A 25,342-nucleotide genomic window follows, 5' to 3' on the forward strand; every position below is an offset into this window, starting at 1 on the left:
GTTTCAGTACCGGGCGATTCAGCGCCCGGCGACTCAATGCCAAACGATTCCCCGCCTGGCGATGCCGTTCCCATCGATTGCGCGGCCTATATCCGCCAGATGGAAAGCGTGCTGGCGCTTAAGCTTGATGACGCCAGGCGCGCGGAGCTGCTGGCGCAGTTTGAGCGCATCGCCGCCATGGCGGCCCCACTGATGGCCTTTCCGCTGGATGACCGGCTGGACGTGGCGGGAGTCTATAAGGCATGAACATCACCACCCTGGCGTCATTATCGATAGCCGAGATCACCGCCCTGCTGGCCGGGGGCGAGGTATCGGCCCGTGAGATCGCCCGCGCCGTCCTGGACGCCATCGACGCCGCCAATCCGGCGCTGAACGCCTGGACCCGGGTCACGGCGCAGAGAATGTTAAGCGAAGCCGACGCCCTGGACGCGCTGCGCCGTGCCGGCTCCCCCCTGCCGCCGCTGGCGGGCGTCCCTTATGGCGTGAAAAACCTGTTTGACGTGGCGGGCGAAACCACCCTGGCCGGCGCCAGCCTGTACAGCGATCGCGCCGCGGCGCAGCGGGACGCCTGGGCGGTGGCCAAACTGGCCGGCAGCGGCGCCCTGCTGTCCGGCATGCTGAATATGGATGCCTACGCCTATGGTTTTACCACCGAGAACAGCCATTATGGCGCTACCCGCAATCCACGCGACCCGGCGCGCATCGCCGGCGGTTCCTCCGGCGGGTCGGCCGCCGCGGTGGCCGCCGGGCTGGTGAAGTTTTCCCTGGGCAGCGATACCAACGGTTCCATCCGGGTGCCGTCGTCACTGTGCGGCATCCTGGGCTTAAAACCCACCTTCGGCCGGCTGTCGCGCGGCGGTACGCATTCATTTGTCGCCAGTCTGGATCATATCGGGCCGATGGCGCTGTGCTGTGAAGATCTCAGCGCGGTCTATGACGCGTTGCAGGGCATTGACCCCGGGGACGGGTTCCAGGCCGACCGGCCGGTCAGCCCGACGCTGCCGCTGCTGGACCGGGGACAGAAGGGGCTGCGCTGCGCGGTGCTGGGCGGGTATTTCCGCGCTTGGTGCGACGCGGATGCCGCCAGGGCGCTGGACACCGTCGCCCGGGCGCTGGGCGCGGACGAAGAGGTGATGTTCCCCGAGGCGGCGCTCGCCCGCTCGGCGGCCTTTATCCTCAGCGCGTCGGAGGGAGGCAACCGTTACCTGCCGGCGTTGCGGCGGGAACCGCACCGTTTTGAGCCGCTGTCGCGCGAGCGCCTGCTGGCCGGCGCGATGCTCCCTTCCGCGTGGTATATCCAGGCGCAGCGTTTTCGCCGCTATTTGCAGGAGCGCATCCAGCCGCTATTCGTCCACTGGGATATTTTGCTGGCGCCGGCCACGCCCTGCTGCGCCACGCTTATCGGCCAGGACACGTTTACCGTTAATGGCCAGGCGCTGCCGGTGCGCGCCAGCATGGGCATGCTGACCCAGCCGGTGTCGTTTCTGGGTCTGCCGGTGGTGACCGTACCGCTCACCATCGCGGGCGGGATGCCGATCGGCGTGCAGCTGATCGCCGCGCCGTGGCGTGAGGATCTCTGCCTGCGCGCCGCGCGGGCGCTGGAGCAAAGCGGCGTGGTAGCGGCGACCGCCGCCTGCCAAAAAGCGGCCTGACGGCTGACGACGCAGGCCACAGCGGGCAACGTTAAATGCCGGGTTTTTACGGGCTGGTCTACAGGTTCAGCCCGTTAAAATGGCCGCTGATCTCTTTTGGCAGGGGATAATCCAGATCGCCGTATTTGCTGGTGGACAATCCCATGGCGTAAAGGGATTCAATCAGCTTGATGGCGGCGCTGACGCCGTCTATCACCGGCAGTTGCAGTTCCCCGGTCAGTTCCTGCGCCAGGTCGGCCATTCCGGCGCAGCCCAGTATAATGGCGCCGATACCGTCTTCCCGCTTGGCCCGGATGCAATGCTCCCGCACCTGCTGCTGCGCCAGCCCCGAATGATCCTCCAGCGCCAGCACCGGTAAATCAATGGCGCGCAGCCGGGAACAGTGCCGCTCGAAACCGTAGCTGTGCAATAGCTGGCGGGCGATAACCAGCGTGCGCGGCAGGGTGGTGACCACCGAAAAACGGGTCGCCACCAGGGTCGCCATATGCATCGCCGCCTCGGCAATGCCGACCACCGGCGCGCCGGCCAGTTCCCGCGCCGCCAGCAGGCCCGGATCGCCGAAGCAGGCGATCACATGCCCGTTCATCCCCTGTTCGCGGCCCTGTTTCACCCGTTGCAGCACGCCCATGGTCGCCACCGCTTCGTCGAAATGCCCTTCCACCGACGACACGCCCTCCGCCGGACAGACCGCGACGATATCGGTGCCCGGCGCGGCAACGCGCCGCGCGGCCGCCTGGATCCGCTCGGTCATGGCAACGCTGGTGTTGGGATTGATTAATTGTATACGACAAGCGGCCATTATCGCGGCTCCTTTCTACCTGTGCCTGCACCGAATATACGGCGATGGTTATCCGGTTACGCCCGGGCGGGCGGCCAGATTTCTGTGCCGCCCAGGGCCGGAACCGGGCAAGTACTACCCTTTTACCGCCGGCGAGAATAAGCGCGCAAAGTCCGGCGTGGTTTCGCCGCTGCGCTCGAAATGAAGATTCGCCAGGATATCGTCGAAATGCTGTTCCATCTGCCGCACCAGCGATGGGGTATCCCCCGCCTTTAACACCGCGACCAGCTGCTGGTGATCATGGCAGCGGCAACCCTGCTGCCACGGCGCGCCATAAGCGGCAATCACCAGCGAGGAGCGCAGGGTGAGCTGCGAGACCATTTGCGTCAGCACCTCGTTGCCGGAAATCGCCTGCAGCTGCACATGGAACAGCGCGGAAAGACGAATCGCGGTGGCGCCGTCCCGCTCTTCATGCGCCCTCGCCTCCCCGGCCAGCAGATCCTCCAGCGCGCTGATATGCACCGCCTCGCAGTGTGCCGCCACCTGCGGTAAATTCGCGCACTCCAGCATGCGGCGGGTCAGCAGGACATGACGCGCCTCATCCACCCCCGGGGTGATCACCTGCGCACCACGCTTGGGCGTAAGCCGGATCAAATGCACTGCGGCAAGGCGCTGCAGCACTTTGCGAATGCCGGTACGGCTGATGCCGAAGGCCGCCGCCAGCGCCTCCTCCGGCAATTTGCTGCCGGGCGGCAGCTGATGCTCGACGATGGCTTTAACTATGGCGTGATAAATCTCATCGTCCTTATCCTGCGAAAAAACAGTACTTTTCAGGCCGTACCAACTGGACATTCACCGCTCCTGTATACGATAGAGATCTATTTCCGTATACCAAAATTAAAAATTAAGTATACACATTTTGTCGCATTGGCCTGGATCCTGCAAATCATTCCTCAGTACCGACATCCAAGGGTAGTGATAAGAGGAGCACATTTCATGCCAAACACTCATCAGGTAAGCGATAGCATTGGATCCACCGATCACAGCCGTTACAGCCCCAAGCTCTGCAACGAGGATTTAGCCCCTACCCGCCAGCAGGACTGGAGCTGGTACAATATTTTTTCATTCTGGATGTCGGACGTGCACAGCATGGGCGGCTACGTGGTGGCCGCCAGCTTTTTCACCCTGGGACTGGCGAGCTGGCAGGTATTGTTATGCCTGCTGCTCGGCATTTGCATCGTGCAAATCTGCGCCAACCTGGTGGCGAAACCCAGCCAGATGGCCGGCGTGCCCTACGCGGTGATCTGCCGCCAGGCATTCGGCGTATTCGGCGCCAATATCCCGGCGGTGATCCGCGGGCTTATCGCCTTTGCCTGGTACGGCATCCAGACCTATCTGGCGGCGAACGCCCTGATGCTGGTATTGCTGAAATTCGTGCCGTCATTACAGGCGCTGACGCAAAGCCACTGGCTGGGGCTTTCCACGCTGGGATGGCTCTGTTTTGGCGTGATGTGGCTGCTCCAGGCGATGGTGTTCTGGCACGGCATGAACGCCATCAAGAAGTTTATCGATTTTGCCGGACCGGCGGTCTACGTGGTGATGCTGGCGCTGGCCGGCTGGATCCTGTTCCAGACCGGGATAAGCAATATCTCCTTTACCCTGAGCAGCAAAGCGCTGACCCCGGGCCAGCAGGCCTGGGAAATGCTCACCGCGGTGGCGTTGGTGGTCTCCTATTTTTCGGGACCGCTGCTGAACTTCGGCGATTTCTCCCGCTACGGTAAAAGCATGGATGAAATCCGCCGGGGCAACCGCTGGGGCCTGCCGTTCAATTTCCTGCTGTTTTCCATTGTCACCGTGGTCATCGTCTCCGGTACCCAGAGTCTGTTCGGCCAGATGATTACCGATCCGATTGAAACCGTCAGCCGGGTCGGCAGCAGCGTGGCGGTGGCATTGGGCCTGCTGACCATGATTATCGCGACGATAGGCATTAATATCGTGGCGAACTTTGTCTCGCCGGCATTCGATTTTTCCAACTGTTCGCCGCAGAAAATCAGCTTTCGCACCGGCGGCATGATCGCGGCGGTGGGCTCGGTATTGCTGACGCCGTGGAATCTGTTCCAGTCGCCGGAGCTTATCCATTACACGCTGGACGTGCTGGGCGCGTTTATCGGCCCGCTGTTCGGGATCTTGATCGCCGACTTCTATTTTATCAAGCGCGGCAAGGTATGGGTGGACGACCTGTTCAACGCCACGCCGTCCGGCCGTTATTGGTATAATAATGGTTTTAACCCCAAGGCGATCATGGCCCTGGCGCCGGCGGTGCTGATAGGGCTGGCGATAAGCTTTACCCCCAGCCTGCATCAGGTGGCGAACTTCAGCTGGTTTATCGGCGTCTTTCTGGGCGCCGGCTGCTATCGCTATCTGGCGCGGCGCGATATCGTCGCCAGCGCCGGCATGCATTACGCGGGCCTGGCGCCGGCGCCGAAAGAGTAGGTTTTAGCCCTGGCACCGCCCCGGGTGTCCGGGGCTGATGCTGCGCGGCGGATGATTATAAATTGTGGTGATGCTAATCCGCGTGACAGGGCCGCACAAAACGCTGTTCCATCACTTCCCGGCCCCATTGCCGGCCGGGAGACGCCTCGGCCAGGACAAAACCCTGTGACTCATAAAGACGCCGCGCCGCATCCAGCCCGCTGAAAGTCCACAGCTGGGTGGCGGTAAAAGCCCGGCGGTCGCAGAACGCCAGCGCTTCTTGCAGCAAACGCCGGCCGATACCCGCCCCGTGCAGGCCCTCTTCCACGATAAACCAGCGCAAATGTGCCTGCCGCCCGGGCAGATCCTCGCCGTCAATGGCGACCGAACCCACGATCCGCCCGCTGTCGACGGCGGTCCATAATTGGTTGTCAGGGTGCGCCAGCCTGGCGGTAAATTCAGCCAAACCGCTGGCTACCTTAGCTTCAAAAAACTGGCCGAACCCCGTATGACGGGAATAAAAATGCGCATGCATTTGTACGATGCGGCCGATAACGGCGGGCTGATAACCCGTATCTATACGCACCGGCGCGGCGATCTGCGCTGGCGCCTGGCCATGGGACGTCAGGGCTTGGGCATAAAGAGCCAAACCCCGGGCAACCGCCTGCCGCTCCGCTTGCTGCATGCGTTCCAATGCCGCCCTTACTTGTTGCCGCGCAAACGCCTCAATAACGGCCCGGGTGCGCTGGCCCGCCGCGGTTAAGGCCAGGAGTTTGACGCGCCCATCGACGGCGCTGGCGGTTTCTTTTACTTCCCCGGCGTTAATCAGCTTACGCACCATGCGGCTGACGCTGGACTTTTCCAGGCCCAGCAGCTCAGTGAGCTGCGCCGCCGTCATATCGCCCCGCGCGCCAATTTCCACCATGGCATGCACAGCCGAAGGCGGATAGTCGGTTGCAGCCAGGGTTGATTGCATAAACCCCAGTTTACGCACCATCTGGCGCGAGGCCGCGCGAATGCCGTCAACCAGCGGCAGATCATCCTCTGTCATGCAAATTGCCCATATAGTTGTATTATGCAACTTACTATAGGGCCGAATCCGGCATCCTGTCGAGGCCTGGACGCGATGTAACGGCGGGGACATAGAGGGTCATCACATAATAAGATCGGCAATAACGGTATCCGCGGGGCCGGAACCATCACTCCGTCGGTGCCCCGCGCGTCCGGTGTGTGAGGCCGTGATATCATGGCCGCCCGGGGCCGGCATTTCCCTCAATGGGCTGTAAGACACCCCAAGCCCATCAGCGTTGTTTCCACCGCCAGCTCCAGCGGCGTATGGGGTTCGCTGCCCAGCATCGCCTGCAGGCGGCTGTTATCAAGCCTAACCGGCTGGCGCCAGAGATAACGCATTTCCTGCAGTTCACGCAGGGTGGGCACCACCGGCGCCAACAGCGAGGTAAGCCACCACGGAAAAGCGCGCAACGCTGGCTGCCCGCCGTGGCGCATGACCACGCGGCGAATAGCGTGCGCCATTTGCATGCCGTCATCATCCCAGTGCCCCGCCATATGGAAGGTGCTGAAAGGTGATAATGTCTCACGCCGGGCCAGCAACGCCACCATCGTCTCGGCGATGTCCGGCAGATAACACCACTGATGGCCGATACCGGCCTTCCCGGGGCTATTGATCACCTTCACCGCCCGTCCCGGTTTGATCACGCCTTGCGAGAACCAGGTATTGCCCGCTCGTGGGCCAAAAAAATCCCCGGCCCGCACCACGATGGCCCGCGCCCCCCGATCGGCCGCCGCCTGCAAACGCCGTTCAAGCTCGACGCGAATGGCGCCCTTACGGGTCAGCGGATGCTGCGGGGCATCTTCATTCAGCAATGGAAAAGCATCCGGTCCATAATTGTAAACCGTGCCCGGCAGCATAATGGTGGCGTTTTCGGCGACGGCGGCGCGGATGCTATTGTCGATCATCGGCAGCACCAGCTCTGCCCAGCGTCGGTAGCCCGGCGGATTAACGGCATGGACAATCACGCCGCAACCCCGCGCCGCGCGCATCACATCCCCGGGGTTCATCGCGTCGCCGCGCAGCCAGTGGATGCCGTCCCGGTATTCGCCGGCGGCCGGCGCCTGCCGGTAAAGCGCCCGCACCTGCCAGCCGGCGTGATGCAATTTGCGCGCCGCTTCGCCGCCAATGCCGCCAGTCGCGCCAAGGACCAAAGCCGTATGCGCCGGATTGTCCGTTATGTTCATCGCATTTCTCCCCAAGGGTTATAAGAGAATTTTAATGCGGCGGCGTATAAAAGAAATTGTCTATGTCAGGCTACAACCTATACATTTATGTATGGTCAACAAGAGAGGGGAGTTTATGGGCTCAACTATCGGCTGGGAATACTACCGCACTTTTCTCGCCGTGCTCACCGAAGGGTCGCTCTCAGGCGCGGCGCGTGCCCTGGGCATTACCCAACCAACAGCGGGCCGCCATATCGCCGCCATGGAATCCTCATTCGGCCAGCCCTTGTTTATCCGATCGCGTAACGGCTTATCCCCGACGGAGGGCGCAATAGCCTTACGGGGGTATGCCGAAACCATGCGCGATACCGCCGCGGCGCTGGAAAGGGCGGCCACCGGCCGTGGCCGGGAAATCGCCGGTACGGTACGGATTTCGGCCAGCGAAGTGATAGGGACGGAAGTATTGCCGCCAATGCTGGCGCAGCTAAAACAATCGCATCCGCTGCTGCGCCTTGAACTGGTGACCACTAACCGGGTACAGGACTTACTGCGGCGCGAAGCCGATATTGCCGTTCGTATGACCCCGCCCAAACAGGAATCGCTTATCGCCAGACGCGTGGGCGATGTGAAGCTCGGCCTCTACGCGCATCGCGACTATCTGCGCCGGCACGGCGTACCGTCCGCGCCCGCCGACCTGACCCGGCATGCGCTGATCGGATTCGATGAAGAAACGCCTTATCTGCGGGCCGCGCGCAGGCAGTTGCCGGTATGGACGCGCGATGCCTTCACCTTTCGCACCGACAGCGATCTGGCCCAACTGGCGCTTATCCGCGCCGGCTGCGGCATCGGCATATGCCAAACGGCGCTGGCAGGGGACCTGGTGCGCGTACTGCCGCAACAGTACGGGTTTATCCTGCCCACCTGGATCATCGTGCATGAGGATCTGCGCGCCAGCCCGCGCTGCAAAGCGACCTTCGACGCGCTGGTGCTTTGCCTGCAACGGCATACCGGAGCGCTGGGCTAGCGTTTAGAGAGCAAGGTTTTAAAGGCGCGGTGCTGAGATCAGGAAAATACTGCATGATGGGCTAAAGCAGGCGGTGATGAAGAGGATAGCCGGCGGGGCAAATCACGTTCACGAATGCGAAAATCAACTGGTAACATCACGCTACGGATGGCCAACACGGATAATAAAAATAAGCCGTCATTCTTGCTTGTAAAATTAAATCCCGGCACGGACGGCAGTCAACGCGCCGGGGTAACAGAGTTATAGGCACCTATGTATAGGTACTTACATCTTTATAGGCACTTACCTCTGTTGATAGTGCGTTTTGCACTGAACAGCACTAGCTGCGGCTGCTGTTCTGACCGCCTTTCTTACCGGCTTCAGACGCTTTTTCACGATCGTTCTTGAAATTACCGCCACTATTCTGGCCGCCTTTTTTACCGGCTTGGGAGGCTTTTTCACGATCTTCAGCGAAATTACCTGAACCACCACGATGTTCGGTCATAATAATATTCCTCTTATTCATGGTTTACTTATTTGCATACCTTTATCTGTAGGTATATCAGGAGATAAAGTGTATGCGCGTCTTACATTTTTAACTTTAGCGCATTATGCCCAAAACGCAAGGTTTGCTTATTTTTCATAAAAAGCATTCCTATTCAAATTGTTATTTGTTGCCGTTACATTTTGTAAAAAAATTAAAGAAAATTTCTTATTTATATTCCCGGCAACCTGACGGGTAAACGCATAAAAAACAGGCAATATTTTATTATTGCCATGCGCCGTGCTTTCGCCGGCAGAAGCGTCAGCGGTAAATTAAGCTTAGAATTTGGTGAAACGCGATACCCGCATAAACATCGCGAATAATATGATAGTTTGAGATAAAAAAATCCCGCCGTTCCACAACGGAGCGAGTGGTGGCGGGCAAAACTTCACCAGGGAAAAACGTCATCACATCTTATCGTTATAAGACTACAATATCATTATGTGTCCGCACTTCATTATTTCAAGGAGGCCATCATAAATAAACGCCATGCCCTGGCGGCGTACCCAAAAAAAGCCTGCCAGAGAAGCATGTCTGTTATGCCTACTGGTCTAATATTTTATCAGTGGGCTATTTTCAATCCTGCCATGCTCATTATCATTCTTAATATCAGAGAAACAATAAACAACGCCATCACACTGCCACACCAAATCACCACCAGCCAAAATATACGGCCCCACCAGGACGGCAAGGACGGTGAATGTTTCATTTTTCGTATCAGCGCCATAGCTCTGTCCCCCTCAATGGTAGCCTTCATTATGGCTAACCTTGCCCCGGAACACATAATAACTCCAAAACGTATAGACCAGGATCAGGGGAATAATAAACAAGGCGCCGACCAGCATGAATCCCTGGCTCTGCGGCGGCGCGGCGGCGTCCCGAAAGGTAATCGACGGCGGGATAAGATGAGGCCAGATACTGATGCCCAGGCCGCTATAGCCCATAAAAATAAGAAACAGGGTCAGCAGAAAAGGTGAATAATGGGTATCGTCCCGCATAATCGCGCGCCGCAGCGCCCAGGCCGTGAGTAATACCAACACCGGCACGGGTAAAAAGAAAAACACATTCGGCAGGCTAAACCAGCGATGCGCAATCGCCGGCTGCGCCAAAGGCGTCCAGACGCTGATAATGGCGATAATGGCCAGCAACGCCAGGGTTAACAGCCCGGCCCACCGTTTCATGTCACTATGCAGCCGGTCACCGGTTTTCATGATTAACCAGGTGCTGCCCAGCAAGGCATAGGCCGCCATAAGCCCCAGGCCGCAAAACAGGCTGAACGGCGTAAGCCAGTCCAGGACGCCGCCGCTGTAGTGGCGCGCCTGCACCGTAAAGCCATTGATAAACCCGCCCAATACCACCCCTTGCGAAAAGGTGGCGATAAGGGAACCGGCAAAAAATGATTTATCCCAGATATGCTGGCGCTCCGGGGCGGCCTTAAAGCGGAATTCAAACGCCACGCCGCGAAATATCAATCCGATAAGCATCAGGGTAAGTGGGATTGCCAACGCGTCCAGAATCACCGAATAGGCAAGCGGGAATGCGCCGAATAATCCGGCCCCGCCCATCACCAGCCAGGTTTCATTCCCATCCCACACCGGCGCAATGGTATTCATCATAACATCGCGATCGTGGCGTTCTTTCACCAGCGGAAAAAGCAGGCCGATGCCCAGATCAAAACCATCCATGACCACATACATCATGATGCTGAAAATAATGATGATCAGCCAAATCAGCGGAAGATCGATGCCCATAATTAGTGTCTCCCCTCAGGAAAACCCTCGTCGCCGGCGGCGCCATTGTCCGCCGCCGACAACGGCCGGGCCGGCGTCCGCTTCTGTCCGGGGCCGCCTTCCGGCGCGTGCCGTCCGCTGCTGGATTGCGGCCCCTGCCTGATAAGCCGGAGCATATAGATAATGCCGGTGCCAAAGACGGCAAAATAAACCACGATAAACGCCAGCAGGCTGATGCTCATATGCAGCGCGCCGTGGGCCGACACCGCGTCCCTGGTACGCAGCAGGCCATAAACAACCCATGGCTGGCGGCCTATTTCAGTGGTAAACCAGCCGGCAATGATCGCCAGCAACCCTGAAGGGCCCATATATAAAACAAATTGATGAAACGGGCGGCTGTGAAATAATGTGCCGCGCCAGCGCAAATACAGGCCGGCGACGCCCACGGTGATCATCAATAAGCCCAGGCCGACCATGATCCGGAATGACCAAAAGATAATGGTGGAGTTCGGACGTTCATCCGGCGGAAAATCCTTCAGCGCGGGAATGGGCTTGTCCAGGCTATGGGTAAGAATAAGACTGCCGAGATAAGGTATTTCCAGCGCAAAGCGCGTTTTTTCCGCGCGCATGTCGGGCAAGCCGAACACAATCAGCGGCGTGGCCCGGCCGGCGGTATTCTCCCAATGCCCCTCTATGGCGGCGATTTTGGCGGGCTGATGTTCAAGCGTATTAAGACCGTGCGCGTCGCCGACAAAAGCTTGTATGGGGGCGACGCACAGCGCCATCCACATCGCCATTGAAAACATGATACGTACCGGCGCGCTATTATTGCCGCGCAGCAAATGCCAGGCGCCGGCGGCGCCGACGAAAAAAGCGGAGGCCAGAAACGCGGCGATGGTCATATGCAGCAATCGATAAGGAAACGAGGGATTAAAAATCACCGCCAGCCAATCCACCGGGATAACCTGGCCGTTGACAATCTCGAACCCCTGCGGCGTATGCATCCAGCTATTGGAGGCCAGGATCCAGAACGTGGACATTATCGTGCCCAGCATCACCATACAGGTGGAAAAGAAATGTAATCCCGGCCCCACCCTATCCCAGCCAAATAGCATAACGCCGAGAAATCCGGCTTCAAGGAAAAAGGCGGTCAGGACTTCATAGGTCAGCAAAGGGCCGGTGATGGATCCGGCAAAAGCCGAAAACCCGCTCCAGTTGGTGCCGAATTGATAGGCCATAACCAGACCCGAGACCACGCCCATACCAAAATTAATGGCAAATATTTTTAGCCAGAAATGATAAAGATCGCGATAGCTTTCCCGCCGGGTTTTAAGCCATAGGGCTTCCAGCACCGCCAGGAAACTGGCCAGACCGATAGTGATAGCGGGGAAAATGATATGAAAAGAAACGGTAAAGGCAAACTGTATCCTTGCCAGTATAAACGCGTGCATATCGCCCATGCTTACCTCTGCTTGCCCGGCTCTCCTGAGAGGGGCTTTTAGCCGTTGCCACCGTCCTGAGACGTCGCGATAAGCCGCATTGCTGCGCTCACGCCCAGGCACGGTAATTAAGGGATAACATTGGTTGCTCAGTCTGGCCAGGATCCTGCCCGTGTAATAAAGATAGCCTTATTGATGAGAGGCATTAAGCAGCGTGACGGGAAGCAATGGGCAAAGATGTTTTCCAGGCCAGCTCACCTATTATAAGCCAATAACGCCAATAGCAGCGGTTTACCCACGGCAAAAGATGCCGTGGGTAAACCGCGGGGTTTTTATTTTTTCTTGCTTTTCTTCGCGGGTTTGGTCTGCCCGGCCGCCTCGTTTTCAATCGGGGGCACCGCGCCGATTTCCGCGCCGGTGATGGGATTCACCTGCGGATCGGATTGGGTACGCAGCGTCAGGGTATCCACATTGGCCTGCTGCTTGGGCGGCAGCGCCACGCTGGCGCCGCCATCCCCCCCGTCAACCGCCGGCGCGGGATCTGCGACGTACGCGAAGTTTTCATCCGAGTTCCAGCTACCGCGCACCTCGCCGCCATCCGACATATTAAAATACGTGGTGGCATATTTTTCAATAGGCGGAAGCTTGCCCGGCGGAAAGTTATTGCGAATGGAATACAACGCCTTTTCAAACGAAATCTGGTGCGCCACTTCACGCGTCATCAGAAAACCCAACGCATCCTTTACCCCGGGATCGTCCGTCAGATTAATCAGACGTTCATAGATGATTTTCGCCCGCGCTTCGGCGGCGATATTCGATCGCAGATCGGCGGTCACTTCACCGATGGTATCAATATACGCCGCGGTCCAGGGCACGCCGGCGGAATTCGTTAATGCCGGTCCGCCGCCATACAGCAATGCCGTCGTATGGCTGCTATTGCCGTTGCCGGTTAATGAACGATACAATTCCGCCTCTTGTTCGGTGCCTTCCGCCAGATCGCCCTTGGCGCCTTTATTAAGCATGCCGACCAATGAGCCGATAATTTCCAGATGGCTCAGTTCTTCCGTGGCGATATCCAGCAGCAAATCCTTGCGTCCCGGATCTTCATCCCCGAGGCCCTGGGTGAAATAGCGGCACGCCGCCGCCAGCTCGCCCTGCGGACCGCCGAATTGCTCCAGCAGAAGATTCGCCAGCCCTGGATTAGGCTGGGCGACACGAACGGTAAATTGAAGTTGTTTTACGTGTCTAAACATGCTCACTCCCGACAAAAGTTATTATTTTCAATGCTTCCATGCCGGTTTTCCCTTATTCTCACCACGGACGAAGCAACCTGTCGCTTTATCCGGCAAGATCATTTTTTCGCCTCGACATCGGGCGTGGCGGAACGCACCATAAACTGTTCCGTGACATTCGGCAGATGGGTAAAGGCCCATTCGGCCATGGCGAGTTCCTGTTCGCGGATTTGCTCAAAAACCCTGGCGCCTTCAACATCCCCGGCCAGCTTGGCGGCGGCGATAAGCGATGTGTAGCAAGCGGCTTCAAAATGCTCAAAGACATAACCGCTGATGGCGCCTTTAACCACTTCGTCCTCGGCGGTCATGCCGCCCACCGCCTGCCCAAAGGCCGACATTTTCCCCATGACGTCTTTTAAGGTTGAACGGGAAATGTTATTACGATCAATCACGTCCTCCAGCAGCACCAGTTGCTGACGGGTTTCTTCTCTATGCAGTTCAAGACGCGCCTTCAGATCGGGATAATGCTCCAGCCGGCCGGCCATTTTTTCCAGCATGCTTTCGGCTTGTTTTTCCATGGCGTGCGCGTCACGAAGCCAATCGTGGTAATTTTCTTCGTAAGTCATGATTCACCTCTCAATTGATTAAACAAACCTGCCTGTCGTGGTATCCGTGGTCTTTTTGCCAGGAACGTATGCACCAGGGAGGTAGGGTGGCTTAGCTGCCGTGCCAAAAAAAACCGGGCCTTGAATTTGAAGTAATGGTTAACAAGATACGGCGCGCGGAAAAAAGAAAATATTTCTGCAGCCGCGCTTTCATTTTGTGGTTATCCGGCAAAAAACATGGGGGAAAAGAGAGTACCTAACAACCCTGCCCTGCACGGTGCAGCGTCAATTTCTTTATTTTCCAATGCCATTTCGCCCAGGCTATGAAATATGATACGTTGCAGGCATACAATAATGTTCCATTGCTTAATATAGCTGTCATTGCGTCATTTTATGCCCGTGATGATAAATACGCCTGGCACTTTAGCCTGGTTTACATTGACCGGGTTTAAATGGATGGGTGCCATCGAATAATTTATCTCACCGCATTAAAGATGAACAATTAACCCCCAGCGCGGATGATACTCTTAACATAAATAAAGCGTCTGCGGTATATTTAATCCGCTGACTACCCTATTTCACAGGGTCCAGTAATCTTCCCCCGCCCTATCACTGCGCGGCCATAAGAATATTCTCCTGCAACTCTGCGCAACACTCATAACATTAGAGGGTGCTTGATGTTAATTGTTTAGTTAATGTCTCGCTTGTTGTACCTATTAAAATGTAGCGCATCTTAAGATAAGCGCAAGTTTGAATCGATATTTTTGACTTTATAAAAAAACCATTTTATTCATAGCGTTATCATCGCACCCTGCCATGGAAAAATAAAAAAATAAACTTTTACCATCAACGCGCCGGCTCTTTTTATGCCAGTGATAATGATTGTTTGGCGTGGCGCCAATCCGGAAATTAAGCGAAGCGGGGAGCTGTTTCATTAGATTATATTTATGTTTTATGCAACTCTATAAAAAATTCACATTAAATCCGTCTGTTATGGAATTTTCCTCTTTCCAGGGCGGCCGCTATTTTTCAGCAGTCGCCATCGCCGGGAACGGATTATTACGCGCATGTCACGTCACAGATGAGAATGATATATATTATCAACGCGCTAACCAAACCGACTGTTAGCCAAAAAAACCACGGTCGCGAAAAATAAGAATAATGCCACGGCAACGGTGGGCTTGCGTATGGAGGCTCAGCCGGGACCAGGGAAAAAACCTCGCGCGCCGCCGGTTAAAGTGTCCGGGGGAATGGCCCGCCATCCAAGGAAAGCGCATAAAATAATAAGGCCCCTGTCCTGTTACAGCGGACAGGGGCCAAAGGGTATAAACCCATCAATAAAAAGGTAGCGGCTGATGCCGGCCTGTTCCCTACGCCTGAAACAACCTAGGCCATATCCAGCGATGCCATATCAATCACAAAGCGATATTTCACCTCGCCACGCTCCATACGTTCAAAAGCATGATTGATATGCTGTATGGGAATGATTTCACAGTCGGGAAGGATGTTTTGCCTGGCGCAGAAATCCAGCATTTCCTGGGTTTCGGCAATACCGCCCGAGGGTGAACCGGTTATGCGCCGGCGTCCCATAATCAACGGCAGGCTGCTAAAGCCCGCCATATTCCCCAAATTGCCGACAATCACCAGCGCGCCTTCAATATCCAGCAGTTGCACGTAGGGCGACACATCATGAGAAACGGGAATGGTATCGATAATCACGTCAAAAGAAGCCCCTGCCGCCGCCATATCGTCTCGTGATGTGGACAGCAGCATTTTTTCCGCGCCCAGCGCTGTTGCTTCCGCCGCTTTTTCACCGGTGCGGGTAATCACCGTCACCGCGGCGCCCAGGCCCGCGGCCAGCCGAACCGCCAGGTGACCAAGACCGCCGATGCCGATGACCCCGACCCGGGTCCCGGGTCCAACGTTCCAGGTACGTAACGGGGAATAAACGGTAATACCCGCGCAAAGCAACGGCGCTGCGCGGGCCGGATCGAGCCCCTGCGGCAATGTCAGGACAAACTCTTCCCGCACGACGATATGCTTGGAATAACCGCCGCGGGTGATCTCGCCGGTGAGGCGATCGTGGCCGTTATAGGTCACCGTGGGGTATTCCCGGCACATCTGTTCCTGATCTTTGCGGCACTGGTCGCAATGCTGGCAACTGTCGACAATAGTTCCCACCGCCACCAATTGACCAACGGCGTGGCGCGTAACGCCGGCGCCGATCTCAATCACCCGGCCGATGATTTCATGGCCCGGAACGCAAGGATAGGTCGTCGGCCCCCAATCTTGCCAGTCGTCCCGGCTTTGGTGGAGATCGCTATGGCAAACGCCGCAGTACAAAATCTCAATCGCCACATCATTGCCGCGCAGGGCGCGCCGTTCAAAGGAAAAGGGCGCCAGTGGGGTACCGGCCTTCAGCGCCGCATAACCGATAGTCTTCATACATCTCTCCCAGTTGATTGAATTGCGTTCCCTGACTTTACACGCGCCCGGCGGGCCGGCGTCAGTCCGATCCTTCCGGATTATTGCCTATTCCGCTTGATTTCTTGCGCCACGCGAACCGCGCGCCGGCGCGCCTATGCCGCTGAATACGCTGCGCTAACGGTACAAACCCCCTTCCCTCTCATCGGGCAAATTCTCTCTTGCTGATGCAGCCCGCGGGCTTTTGTTTTATGCTCAGATAACACGCAATCATTCACGGGCACGGGCATGGACGAACGCAATACGGTCAACGGCAACCTGCGGTTCCTGGGCATTATCGGCGATCCGGTGGCACAGGCTAAATCCCCCATGTTAATCAATGCCGCGCTGCGCGAGCGACGGATCACGGACACGCTGATGATCCCTTTGCATGTCGACTCCGCCGGTTTAGCGGACGCCATTAACGGGCTGAAGGCCTGTCGCAATTTTTGCGGCGCGGTCGTCACCATGCCGCACAAGCGCAACGTGTTGCCCCTGCTGGATAGGGTTTCCGACTCAGCCAGGGCCATCGGAGCCTGTAACGTATTTAAGCGCGCTCCCGACGGCCGGTTAAGCGGCACCATGATGGATGGGGAAGGGTTTGTCGCCGGTTTGCAAACACGGGGATATGGCATCCGGGGCAAAAGCGTTTATCTGGCCGGCGCCGGCGGCGCGGCGGCGGCGATTGCCTTTGCGGTGGCCGCCCATGGCGCCCGTCGGCTGGTTATCTTCAATCGCACCGCCGGTAAAGCCTCCGCGCTGTGTCAACAGCTGCGGTCCCTTTATCCCGGAGTGTTAATTGAGCAGGGCAATGAATTTCCCCGGGAGGTGGATATCGCCATTAACGGCACCTCCGTCGGCATGGGCGGCGATACCGCACAGCCCTTTTCATTGCGCTACCTGGATGCCTCCACGGTGGTGTGCGATATTGTGGTGTTCCCGGAGCAAACGCCTCTGCTGGCCAACGCCGCCCAGGCCGGATTGCCGGTCCATTACGGCAAGGAAATGATCATGGCGCAGGTCCCGCTGCTTATCGACTTTATGCTGAGCTGATGAGCGGCTCTCCCGCCAGGCCATGGGCCACGCCGGGAAGTTTGAGCCGGAATGATACGAACGAACCTGTCTATAATTCCGCCAGGGAGATCTCTGAAACAGCGTAGGTCCCATTGCCCTGATGGTCTGCCCGGAAATCACCCACATCGTGGAACACCAGCAATTGGTCAAAAGCATTGTTAAATTTCATCACCATCTGTTTTGGTTTGGGCAGAACCGTATCCGTCAGGATGAACCGGCCCATCGGCAGCCGCGCATAACCAAGCGAAAAAACGCCTCCGGTCTCCTCGCCGCCGCCAATACGGAATATTTCAATATAACCATCGGCAAAACCTACCGCCACCAGCGCGTTCAGGGCTGAGAACGCGGCGCTCACCATTCTGCCCAATCCAATGCCCTCGCAGAATAAGGGCTGGCTGCGTGGCAATAGGTGTTGTTTATTGTTGGTCGTATCATGTAACAGGATTTCATGGTCGGCCATATTCACATCGCGCTTAACAAAACCAAGAAAACGCTGGTCGGGGGACACAAAATCCGGCTGGAAACCCTCAGGCGTCGCCCAGCGTGGATGGTCGTCTTCCAAAAAAGACCAGTGCTTTTCCCATGGTGCGTATAAATCGCCCTGGTTTGTAACCCACAACGCCCGGCCGGGGACAAAGATACCCGTCAGCAAGGCTTCTTCGAAGAATTCTTTATCCTGTCCCGCCGACGGACTGCCCATAAACGGCAGATGATAATATAAGGCCCGGATCCTGCCTTGTGTGCGCTCGGTAACCAATACGACGATATCGCCGTCCGGTGAAACGATAATATCGTCGACGGGATGGTGGCTGGCTTGCCGATATAGCCGGGTTTTAACGCCGTCGGGCGTCTGCGCCCAGATCTGGTTATCCCCGTCCACCCAGAAAATGGGCTGCTGTGTCTCCGCCAGGATGAATTTGGTCACTATTGTCGGCTGATTGCCGCCCGGGGCCGGAAACCAGCGACGGTATCCCGTTTCCGATGCCAATGGCGCCAGCGCTATTCCTTTCTGCTCGAAAATAACTTCATGGGCCGCGTCTTCGTTAATGAGGGTTGCTCTGCAATCGGGGCCTTGGGTTATCAATAACGGCGGGAAAAAGTGCCATGGATGATCAGCGATGAAAGCCAATTGCCTGCTTGACCACGGGTTGCCTTGCGAACGGTCGCGCTGGCAGGCCGCCACCACATTAACCAACGTGGCCCAGAGCGCCAAAGGCGGGTATTCCGCCGTCCACTCCGCCGGCAGGGTTTTATCCATTTTAAAGGTACGCAGCGCACTGCTTGAGGCGTGCAGGATCTCGTCTCGCCGCAGCGGATCAAGACGCAGCAGCAACGCCACCTGCCGTAAGCGGGTACGAAGCGGATGCCCCTGGGCCAACGCCGCGTCCTGAGTCGCGTTTTCCCTGCGGCAAAGCGCCGCCAGGGAGGGAAACCTGCTTTTTGCATATGTCCGTGCGGCGAGTTTCTCAAACCGCGAGAGCGAGCCTGCGTCATGACCGGGCGCGGGAGGTCGGTCGCTTATGTCAATGATATCGAAGCAGCCCGTAAATAATTCATAACGCAGGGTCCAGTAACTATTAACGGCCCCCGCCTCACCCTCGTCCAGGGACAGTGTGTGATAAACCCCGTTAAACGGCGCGATATGTAAAAACCGCCCGCCGAGATTAAGGAACATTTTATTGCCGTAGCGGAAGGCGCCGTTCACCAAAGGCGGCAACAGGATATTAATATAAGGCTCCTGGGTGGCCTGGGGATGATCGGCAATTTTCCGGCGCAATAATTCACCGATATGGTGGGCATTGAGCGGTTCGCACGGCGAGGCAAAAACGAAATCGCCCTTACCAACCTGATATGCCACCCGGAACACCGGCGCGTTAGCCTGCGCCGGGTGGCACATCAGGAAGGTGGCGGCGTTTTTTTCGGGCAATAATAAATAGCGCGCATCGCCTATCTGCACGTCCAGGTGCGTTTCGTCATGGATCAGGGCGTTAAAACCCGTGGATTCATCTTCATTGAGCGTATAGTTAGTCAATAACTGATGCCAGTCCAAAACCCGCGGCAGAGCGGCTTCGCGCTTTTTTTGATGCCGCATTGGCGTGAAACGCAGCGAGAATGTCCGGTCGTTATCGCCCGTGTGGATCATGGCAATGGCTTCGCCGCTTCGGCGGACGCGCACCTGCGCATCATCGAGATTATCCGCCGGCATCAGGGTGCCATTGTCCCTGGAGAAAGCCCAGCGTCTGCCGTTGATCTCAAACATCACCCATGTCTTGTCGGCTATATCCAGAATATGGAGCGGATGCACAACCAACAAATAAATAGGCGTGCTGCTGGAAAGCGGCCAAAAAAGCTGCACCTCTGTTGCAGGAGGTATTTCGGCATTTTTTTCAATCCTGAAATCCGGCAGGCTATATTCGGCCAGATTACACACGGCACTACCCGTTTCCAGACAATAGTATTTCTTATAAATACCGAACTGGCTTTGCAGATCCATTTGGACAAACAGCAGCTTGCCGTCGAGGGTACGCTCACCGGTCTCAACCGCCACTATGCTGCTGTTTTGTACTTTCGCCACAGGATAGATGACGCCCTTGATGGCCACGGTTAAAGGGACCCTGCCCTCGGCGCCAAAGACTATTTTTGCATCCTGTACGTGGATTGCGGGCACAAATTTCGGCAGTCCGCTGGTCACTTTTGCAATATTGGATCGCCACGCCACCACCCCGACGGTCGTCCTGCCAAGGAGGGCCAGATACAGGCCTTTAGTCAATATACTCAGCGATCGGGCGGCGGCAAAACCAGGGTCGACACTTTTCAGTATGCCTTTTCCCACGGTATCCATAAATGGCCATAATTGGGCGTGGGTAGCCTCGATACCCCCGGCGAGTTGTATCCTTGTCGGCACTATATTCCTGAAGACTTCTTGTCCCGAGGCGCTGAATACCGGCCCGCTCAAGGTCCTGGCGGCGCCAATCGCCGCGCTCCTGAACAACCCCAGACCGGCCCTGACGCCGGTAAACACCAGCGGCAAGCCCACCAGAGCGCCGTCCATCAGGCATGAGGTAAAGGCATCCTGGGCTTGTCCGGCGTGCAGGGCGTTGGCACAACCATAGAAAGGGATGATAAGCCCCGGCAACGATGCCATAAGCTGATGAAAACCAGACTTCTCCTCTTCGTACCCCATTTCATGGATTTTGAGCCGGTAAAGCTGGTAATGGAAATCGGCATAACGCTCCAGAAACAGGGACAATGTTTCATTCGGCTCTTTTGAGATGCCGGTATTATTTAATGGCAGAAGGGTAAATTCGTGCTGCGAGACCCGCTCCGGGAGCGGCCAGTCCGCCATAAACGGCATCAGGGTGCCAAGATGCGGATCATTAACCGCAATCTTGCGCAGCAGATAGCCCATATCTGTGATCCGAAGTGCAAATAGCCGGCGATCGCTCCCCTGACCGCCCTGGAAAAAAAACGTATCCGGTTTACTAAGATAATGAATAGGCTTATTTGAATAAAACATATCCTGTATGGTCCGGCGCTGAGTCAGCCGCGGGGCCACCCATTTAATTTCCGCTCCTTGCAGAAACCGCTCATCATCCGCTTGTAGATTATCATCAAGAACATCACTGGGCATAAATACCGCTTCCAGCAGCGCCGTGTCCAGGGCGCGGATTTTCATCGCGAACCGGTCCACCTCCCGACGATAAAAAGTATCCAGATTCGGGATCGACGCACCGTTAGCCACGCATTGCCGGGCCGTGGACGATCTCATTAACTGCCCGACAGGGTCCGGAGCATGCGATGGGGGGTCATGTCTATCCAGATTGTCATAGCCCATAATGAGAGCTTGCGCGCTGCCGCAGTGCTGCTTGAGTAATTCCTCCGCCGCCGACTTGCGCGAACGCCATACGGGCCGTTGAAAATTGATTTTGTAATAGCTAAAACTGTCATAAAGATGTTGCGCGGTGAGATGCCGCTTTTCCAGATCGGCCTTAAACCAGGCAAACACTTCATCCAAGCTACCCTCGGCCATTATCTGCCCAATGCTCAGCTCAGGGCGGGCGCGCAAATAATACAACACCAATCCCAGATACATTGTCGATTCCGCGCTTGTGGCCAGCAAGCCATGCCAGGATGTACTGACCAGGCCAATACCTAATTCAATCAGGGATGACAGGGATGACGATATAAGGTTATCCGGGTTATCAAGCACAATTGCCCGGGCGCCGAAATGCAATAATGTCCAGGTCAGGCTGCCGACCCACAAATTATCGAGATCAAGGATGGCAGTCTGATTTTGCGCCATCCATGCCGGCTGGTCCTTGACGTGAAAATAGCTTTTCAGATACAGCGTCGGAATTTCCATTGCCTCGTACTTTTCCTGCCACAACCATTTATTCCGCACATAACTTTCTGACAACGGCCATGTTTCCACCAGGGCGGCAAACGCCTGGTGCGTGATGCTGCGATTAGCATCAAATAATTTCGCTATGCGCAGAGCGATATTGTCTTCTCTGAAAATAAGCTGGCAAAGCAGTTGTCCTATCAGTCCCTTTTGCTGTAAAGGCCTGAGTGTCTCTCCCCTGCGTTCTCCATAGAGCTGACTGCCGTACAACGTCAGCCGGGCAACATCAGGCATAAGCTCCGGATGCCGATCGATGCTGTCGATAATTATTATGGCCAGATGTTTATCATCCGTGAAGTCGGGATTAATTCCGACGCCTATATTTTTATTAAGGTATGTGGCAAGGCGATAATTTCTTTCGGCGGCGTAATCGTGCAGGGCTGGCAAAGCCTCGCGTTTTATCCTTCGCTCCGGAGGGAGGAATGGCCGTGGGAAAGAAGAAGACATTGCCGGTGGTTTTACCTGATGTTGCTGTGCTACTTTTAAGGAGGACACCAGCAAAAGACCATAGAGGATGCGCTCGAAAATATTTTGGGGCTGATTTAGCGTGGCTATTTGGCGAGACTTATCATCAAGCTGCCGGCTGCTTTCTTGTTTGAGAACGTGCGCCCTATGGAAAAGTTCTTCTCCGCTAAGAATGGCATTCTTTCGCTGCGGGGCATGGTGGTATAGGTACCCGGCAGTTAAATTATTATTTAATTTGTTATGGCCTTTCTTTTCATAGTCAGGGTACGCCTGCGGCGGCCATAGCGATGGAAAAATAGTGTTCACTTTATTTCCCCCAATGATGATAATGGATATTTTAAAGATATTTTTATATAGCACTCGCGTTGTTAACCCAAAATACACACCAGGCTATTGTAAACACTAATAACATATATTTAATATATAAATTACCTTGCAGAATTCACGATTAAAAAATTGATTAATATACAATAGCTAAATTAATATCTTATTAAAGAAAAAATCATATAAATTACTCACAAATAAAAACCTTCATCAGCAATAAACGTTTTCAAAAGCGACATTGACGGCGGGAATGATAAAAACCCGCCGCATTCCTTTTTTGATTTTTTATTGGATTGTCAGCAGCCGGCGCGCCTGAAGCCTTTGTAAAGGCAACCTTGGCCCAGGTTCCCTTCCCGAAGGACGCTGCCGGCGCTATTATTATCGCAGCCGCCCGGCCATCACGGGCGCCATCACTCCGCTCCGGACAAGGATTTATCTCTGAACACCTACGCCTTATCCGCGGGCGGCGATCGGGTCAGGGCCTGCCCTTGCCCGGTAGCGCCCCCGGCCAGTCCTTTTGCCGCGCAGATCAGCGCCAGATGGCTCAAGCCCTGCGGCATATTGCCGCGCCAGGTCTGGGTTTTAGTATCAAACATCTCATTGAAGACCTGCACATTCCCCGTCTGGCAAAGCGTCGCTAAAATCTCTTCCATGGCGTTATCCGCCGCCGCCTGGCGCCCCATATTCGCCAGCGCTTCCACCAGCCAAAAGGCGCAGGCGACAAATGCGCTTTCCTCTTTGTCCATGCCGGAGTAGCGATAAACCAGCGGGCCGCCCTCGCCAAGTTCCCGCTGGATAACGCCAAGCGTGGAGAGCATGCGTGCCGGATTGACCTTGCTGCCATAATAGTGGGTCAGCGCGATGGCTGCGTCCAGCCTGTCGCTGCCGGCGTAAAAGGTATACGCATGGCGCTGTTCAGACCAGCAGTGCCGCTCAATCCAGGCGCTGATGCGGTCGCGCTCCCGTTGCCAGCGCCCTTTCCAGGTCGGTTCGATATGGCCCGCGTCCGCCAGGGCGACAGCCTGGTCCAATGCCAGCCAGCAGGCCATCTTTGAATGCGTATAATGCTGTTTTTCCGGCAGTTCCCAGATACCGCTGTCCTGTTCGCGCCAGCTGTCGGCGCAGCGGTTGGCGAGATGGCCCAACAGCCGCGACGTTGAGAGATCCAGGATATGACCGGCATCGATAAAGAGGCGCGCGGTAGCCAGCATATCGCCATACATGCTGAGCTGGACCTGGTCGCTGGCATTATTGCCGGACCGTACCGGCTGGGTGCCCCGGTACCCTTTCAACGGCAGGAAGCGCTCCTCGGGCACCAGCCCGCCCTCAAGGGTATAGCAGGCGCGCAGTACGCCATCATGGCGGATAATGGTATTGGTCAGCCAGGAGAAGGCCGCTTTGCAATCCTCCAGCGCGCCAAGATAAACAAACGCCTTGATGATCAGGCAGGCGTCGCGTACCCAGGCATAGCGGTAATCGTAATTTTTCCCGCCGCCCAGCCCTTCCGGCAGCGAAGCGGTGGCCGCCGCGGCCAGTGCGCCGGTGGGCGCATACCACAGGAACTTCAGGGCCAGGGCCGAACGTTTAACGTGATCGGTATAAGGGCCATCCCAGGTGAGATTGTCCGCCCAGTCGCGCCAGGCGCGATCGCTGGTCTCGATACGCTGGTCAATCTTCGTCAGCGGCGGCACCGCCAGCGGCTCCCGTTCCGTGGCCACCAGCGCCACCAGCGAGCGGGACTCGGGGTGGGTAATAAAAAAGCCGCTTACCCCTTCATCGCCGCTGTCGGTAAGGGTGATATCCTCGGAAAAACGCAGCATCGCCATCAGATCGCCAAGATGAAACACCGGTATGCCCTGCGCGTCATCCAGCCAGGGCGACTGCGTTTCGGCGCGCGTACCCAGCTTTAATCGCAACAGCATGCGCACCGTCCCCTCCAGCCCCTCGACGCGCCGCGCCAGTTCGCTCCACGGCAGGCGGCCCGCCAAGGTACTGTTCAGCGATTCCGTTATCCGCACGCTGCCGCTTGCCGTCTCGTAATGGGTTTCCAGCACATTGCTATCCTGTCGGTAACCGCGCCGCATACGCCAGGCCCCCTCTGGAACCAGCTGAAAATACCCGCCGATACCGGCATCAAGTATGCGGTCGAACAGCGGCGGTGAATCGATATTGGGCGCGCACCACCAGTCAATGGCGCCGTCCGGGGCGATCAGCGCCACGGAACGGCCCTCGCCAATCGCGGCATAGTCGCCCAGCTCCGCGTACCCCTGTTCCCGGGCGGGTGAGATAAAGGTTTTGTTCTTCACAACTGGCTGATTCCTGGCTAATCAATGAACGCCGGCGGCCGCGGCGTGGGATACGATTAAGCGTAGTACAACCGTGATCATTGTCACAGGCTTCAGCATTCCACTACCCGGCGCGTTGCCGGCGCCCGGGAATAAACCCCTGATCCCCTAGCCAGGAGTTAATGGGCGGGATGCCACAAGTGGCAGTGGTACTAAAAACCGGAGGGGCTAAACAACTATCGGTGCTGTAATAACACAACGCCTATCAGTGGCTTACCAGGTAGTTGCACGCCTCGCCGTATCGGCCCGGCGCAGGGTCTCGGTCTTGGCTGGCAACGGACGGCGCATATGGATATCAAGGATTTTACGCCGGCTGTGGGCCATGCAGCCGACCTCGCGGATACAAACATGATCGAAGCGGGATATAGCCACAATTGTACTATTGTCAGTAAGTTGATGTTGATTGAATCCAGTACTTATGTTGACTGGGAAAGCGTGGAAAGCCTTGCGGCGACTGAATTTCAAGCATAAATAAGCCACCCGCGGATGACCTGTAACGCTGAATGTATAACTGGTCAAACCAGATTGCGAGGCTCTGTTCAACGCCATTTTAAAACTGATATCTATATCAAACGTAGC

At 56.5% G+C, this 25,342-nt stretch carries 19 protein-coding genes; 6 read left to right on the forward strand and 13 right to left on the reverse strand.

Going from position 1 to position 25,342, the window contains the following annotated elements; genetic code table 11:
- Positions 1-36 precede the first annotated feature (36 nt).
- Together hpxX and ACL2XG_RS14065 are read left to right on the forward strand one after the other, a co-directional pair.
- A complete protein-coding gene (hpxX, locus tag ACL2XG_RS14060; protein ID WP_413721923.1) occupies positions 37-246 on the forward strand; it encodes an oxalurate catabolism protein HpxX in 210 nt (69 codons plus the stop codon).
- Positions 243-1,652 carry an AtzE family amidohydrolase gene (locus tag ACL2XG_RS14065; RefSeq protein WP_413721922.1) on the forward strand — a complete coding sequence of 470 codons (1,410 nt, stop codon included), beginning with the start codon at positions 243-245 and terminating at the stop codon, positions 1,650-1,652. Before hpxX ends, ACL2XG_RS14065 begins: the two co-directional genes overlap by 4 nt.
- A gap of 58 nt (positions 1,653-1,710) precedes the next feature.
- On the opposite strand, the gene ACL2XG_RS14070 is transcribed toward ACL2XG_RS14065, so the two are convergent.
- Together ACL2XG_RS14070 and ACL2XG_RS14075 are read right to left on the reverse strand one after the other, a co-directional pair.
- Positions 1,711-2,451: an aspartate/glutamate racemase family protein gene (locus ACL2XG_RS14070; RefSeq protein ID WP_413721921.1), complete on the reverse strand. Its 741-nt coding sequence runs from the start codon at positions 2,449-2,451 to the stop codon at positions 1,711-1,713.
- A 114-nt stretch (positions 2,452-2,565) separates the two neighbouring features.
- Complete coding sequence (locus ACL2XG_RS14075) at positions 2,566-3,282, reverse strand: GntR family transcriptional regulator (protein ID WP_410012503.1); 717 nt, start codon at positions 3,280-3,282, stop codon at positions 2,566-2,568.
- Positions 3,283-3,426: 144 nt separating this feature from the next.
- Here ACL2XG_RS14075 and ACL2XG_RS14080 point away from each other — a divergent pair, with 144 nt between their 5' ends.
- On the forward strand, positions 3,427-4,923 hold the full coding sequence (locus ACL2XG_RS14080) for an NCS1 family nucleobase:cation symporter-1 (RefSeq protein ID WP_413721920.1): 1,497 nt from the start codon (positions 3,427-3,429) through the stop codon (positions 4,921-4,923).
- A gap of 73 nt (positions 4,924-4,996) precedes the next feature.
- Here the strand turns inward: ACL2XG_RS14080 and ACL2XG_RS14085 are convergent, their stop codons facing one another.
- On the reverse strand, positions 4,997-5,953 hold the full coding sequence (locus tag ACL2XG_RS14085) for a GNAT family N-acetyltransferase (RefSeq protein WP_413721919.1): 957 nt from the start codon (positions 5,951-5,953) through the stop codon (positions 4,997-4,999).
- 221 nt (positions 5,954-6,174) lie between these two features.
- Complete coding sequence (locus tag ACL2XG_RS14090) at positions 6,175-7,158, reverse strand: NAD-dependent epimerase/dehydratase family protein (protein ID WP_413721918.1); 984 nt, start codon at positions 7,156-7,158, stop codon at positions 6,175-6,177.
- A 115-nt stretch (positions 7,159-7,273) separates the two neighbouring features.
- Here ACL2XG_RS14090 and ACL2XG_RS14095 point away from each other — a divergent pair, with 115 nt between their 5' ends.
- A complete protein-coding gene (locus tag ACL2XG_RS14095) occupies positions 7,274-8,161 on the forward strand; it encodes a LysR family transcriptional regulator (RefSeq protein ID WP_413721917.1) in 888 nt (295 codons plus the stop codon).
- 319 nt (positions 8,162-8,480) lie between these two features.
- Here ACL2XG_RS14095 and ACL2XG_RS14100 read toward each other — a convergent pair whose 3' ends face one another.
- From ACL2XG_RS14100 to ACL2XG_RS14130, 7 genes are all read right to left on the reverse strand, one after another.
- Positions 8,481-8,645, reverse strand: coding sequence for a general stress protein (locus tag ACL2XG_RS14100; protein WP_410012508.1), 165 nt, complete (start codon positions 8,643-8,645; stop codon positions 8,481-8,483).
- Between the two features lie 601 nt (positions 8,646-9,246).
- On the reverse strand, positions 9,247-9,468 hold the full coding sequence (locus ACL2XG_RS14105) for a DUF2474 domain-containing protein (protein ID WP_413723556.1): 222 nt from the start codon (positions 9,466-9,468) through the stop codon (positions 9,247-9,249).
- Entirely contained in the window at positions 9,425-10,435 is a 1,011-nt protein-coding gene (gene cydB / locus ACL2XG_RS14110; RefSeq protein ID WP_413721916.1) for a cytochrome d ubiquinol oxidase subunit II, read from the reverse strand. Before cydB ends, ACL2XG_RS14105 begins: the two co-directional genes overlap by 44 nt.
- Positions 10,436-10,437: 2 nt before the next feature.
- Positions 10,438-11,874, reverse strand: a complete 1,437-nt coding sequence (locus ACL2XG_RS14115) for a cytochrome ubiquinol oxidase subunit I (protein WP_413721915.1) — start codon at positions 11,872-11,874, stop codon at positions 10,438-10,440.
- Positions 11,875-12,185: 311 nt separating this feature from the next.
- On the reverse strand, positions 12,186-13,106 hold the full coding sequence (locus tag ACL2XG_RS14120) for a manganese catalase family protein (protein ID WP_413721914.1): 921 nt from the start codon (positions 13,104-13,106) through the stop codon (positions 12,186-12,188).
- A 98-nt stretch (positions 13,107-13,204) separates the two neighbouring features.
- On the reverse strand, positions 13,205-13,711 hold the full coding sequence (locus ACL2XG_RS14125) for a ferritin-like domain-containing protein (protein ID WP_410012513.1): 507 nt from the start codon (positions 13,709-13,711) through the stop codon (positions 13,205-13,207).
- Between the two features lie 1,365 nt (positions 13,712-15,076).
- A complete protein-coding gene (locus tag ACL2XG_RS14130; protein WP_410012514.1) occupies positions 15,077-16,135 on the reverse strand; it encodes an NAD(P)-dependent alcohol dehydrogenase in 1,059 nt (352 codons plus the stop codon).
- A gap of 267 nt (positions 16,136-16,402) precedes the next feature.
- Between ACL2XG_RS14130 and ACL2XG_RS14135 the strand changes: the two genes are divergently transcribed.
- Positions 16,403-17,206: a shikimate dehydrogenase family protein gene (locus tag ACL2XG_RS14135; protein ID WP_413721913.1), complete on the forward strand. Its 804-nt coding sequence runs from the start codon at positions 16,403-16,405 to the stop codon at positions 17,204-17,206.
- A gap of 70 nt (positions 17,207-17,276) precedes the next feature.
- Here ACL2XG_RS14135 and ACL2XG_RS14140 read toward each other — a convergent pair whose 3' ends face one another.
- Both ACL2XG_RS14140 and ACL2XG_RS14145 read right to left on the reverse strand, forming a co-directional pair.
- A complete protein-coding gene (locus ACL2XG_RS14140) occupies positions 17,277-22,400 on the reverse strand; it encodes a hypothetical protein (protein ID WP_413721912.1) in 5,124 nt (1,707 codons plus the stop codon).
- 464 nt (positions 22,401-22,864) lie between these two features.
- Positions 22,865-24,724 (reverse strand): glycoside hydrolase family 15 protein, encoded by a 1,860-nt coding sequence (locus ACL2XG_RS14145; protein WP_413721911.1) that lies wholly within the window; start codon positions 24,722-24,724, stop codon positions 22,865-22,867.
- A 327-nt stretch (positions 24,725-25,051) separates the two neighbouring features.
- Here ACL2XG_RS14145 and ACL2XG_RS14150 point away from each other — a divergent pair, with 327 nt between their 5' ends.
- Positions 25,052-25,234, forward strand: coding sequence for a hypothetical protein (locus ACL2XG_RS14150; RefSeq protein ID WP_410012518.1), 183 nt, complete (start codon positions 25,052-25,054; stop codon positions 25,232-25,234).
- Positions 25,235-25,342: the final 108 nt, after the last annotated feature.

The organism is Sodalis sp. RH24 (assembly GCF_047324145.1).
Lineage (GTDB): Bacteria > Pseudomonadota > Gammaproteobacteria > Enterobacterales > Enterobacteriaceae > Acerihabitans.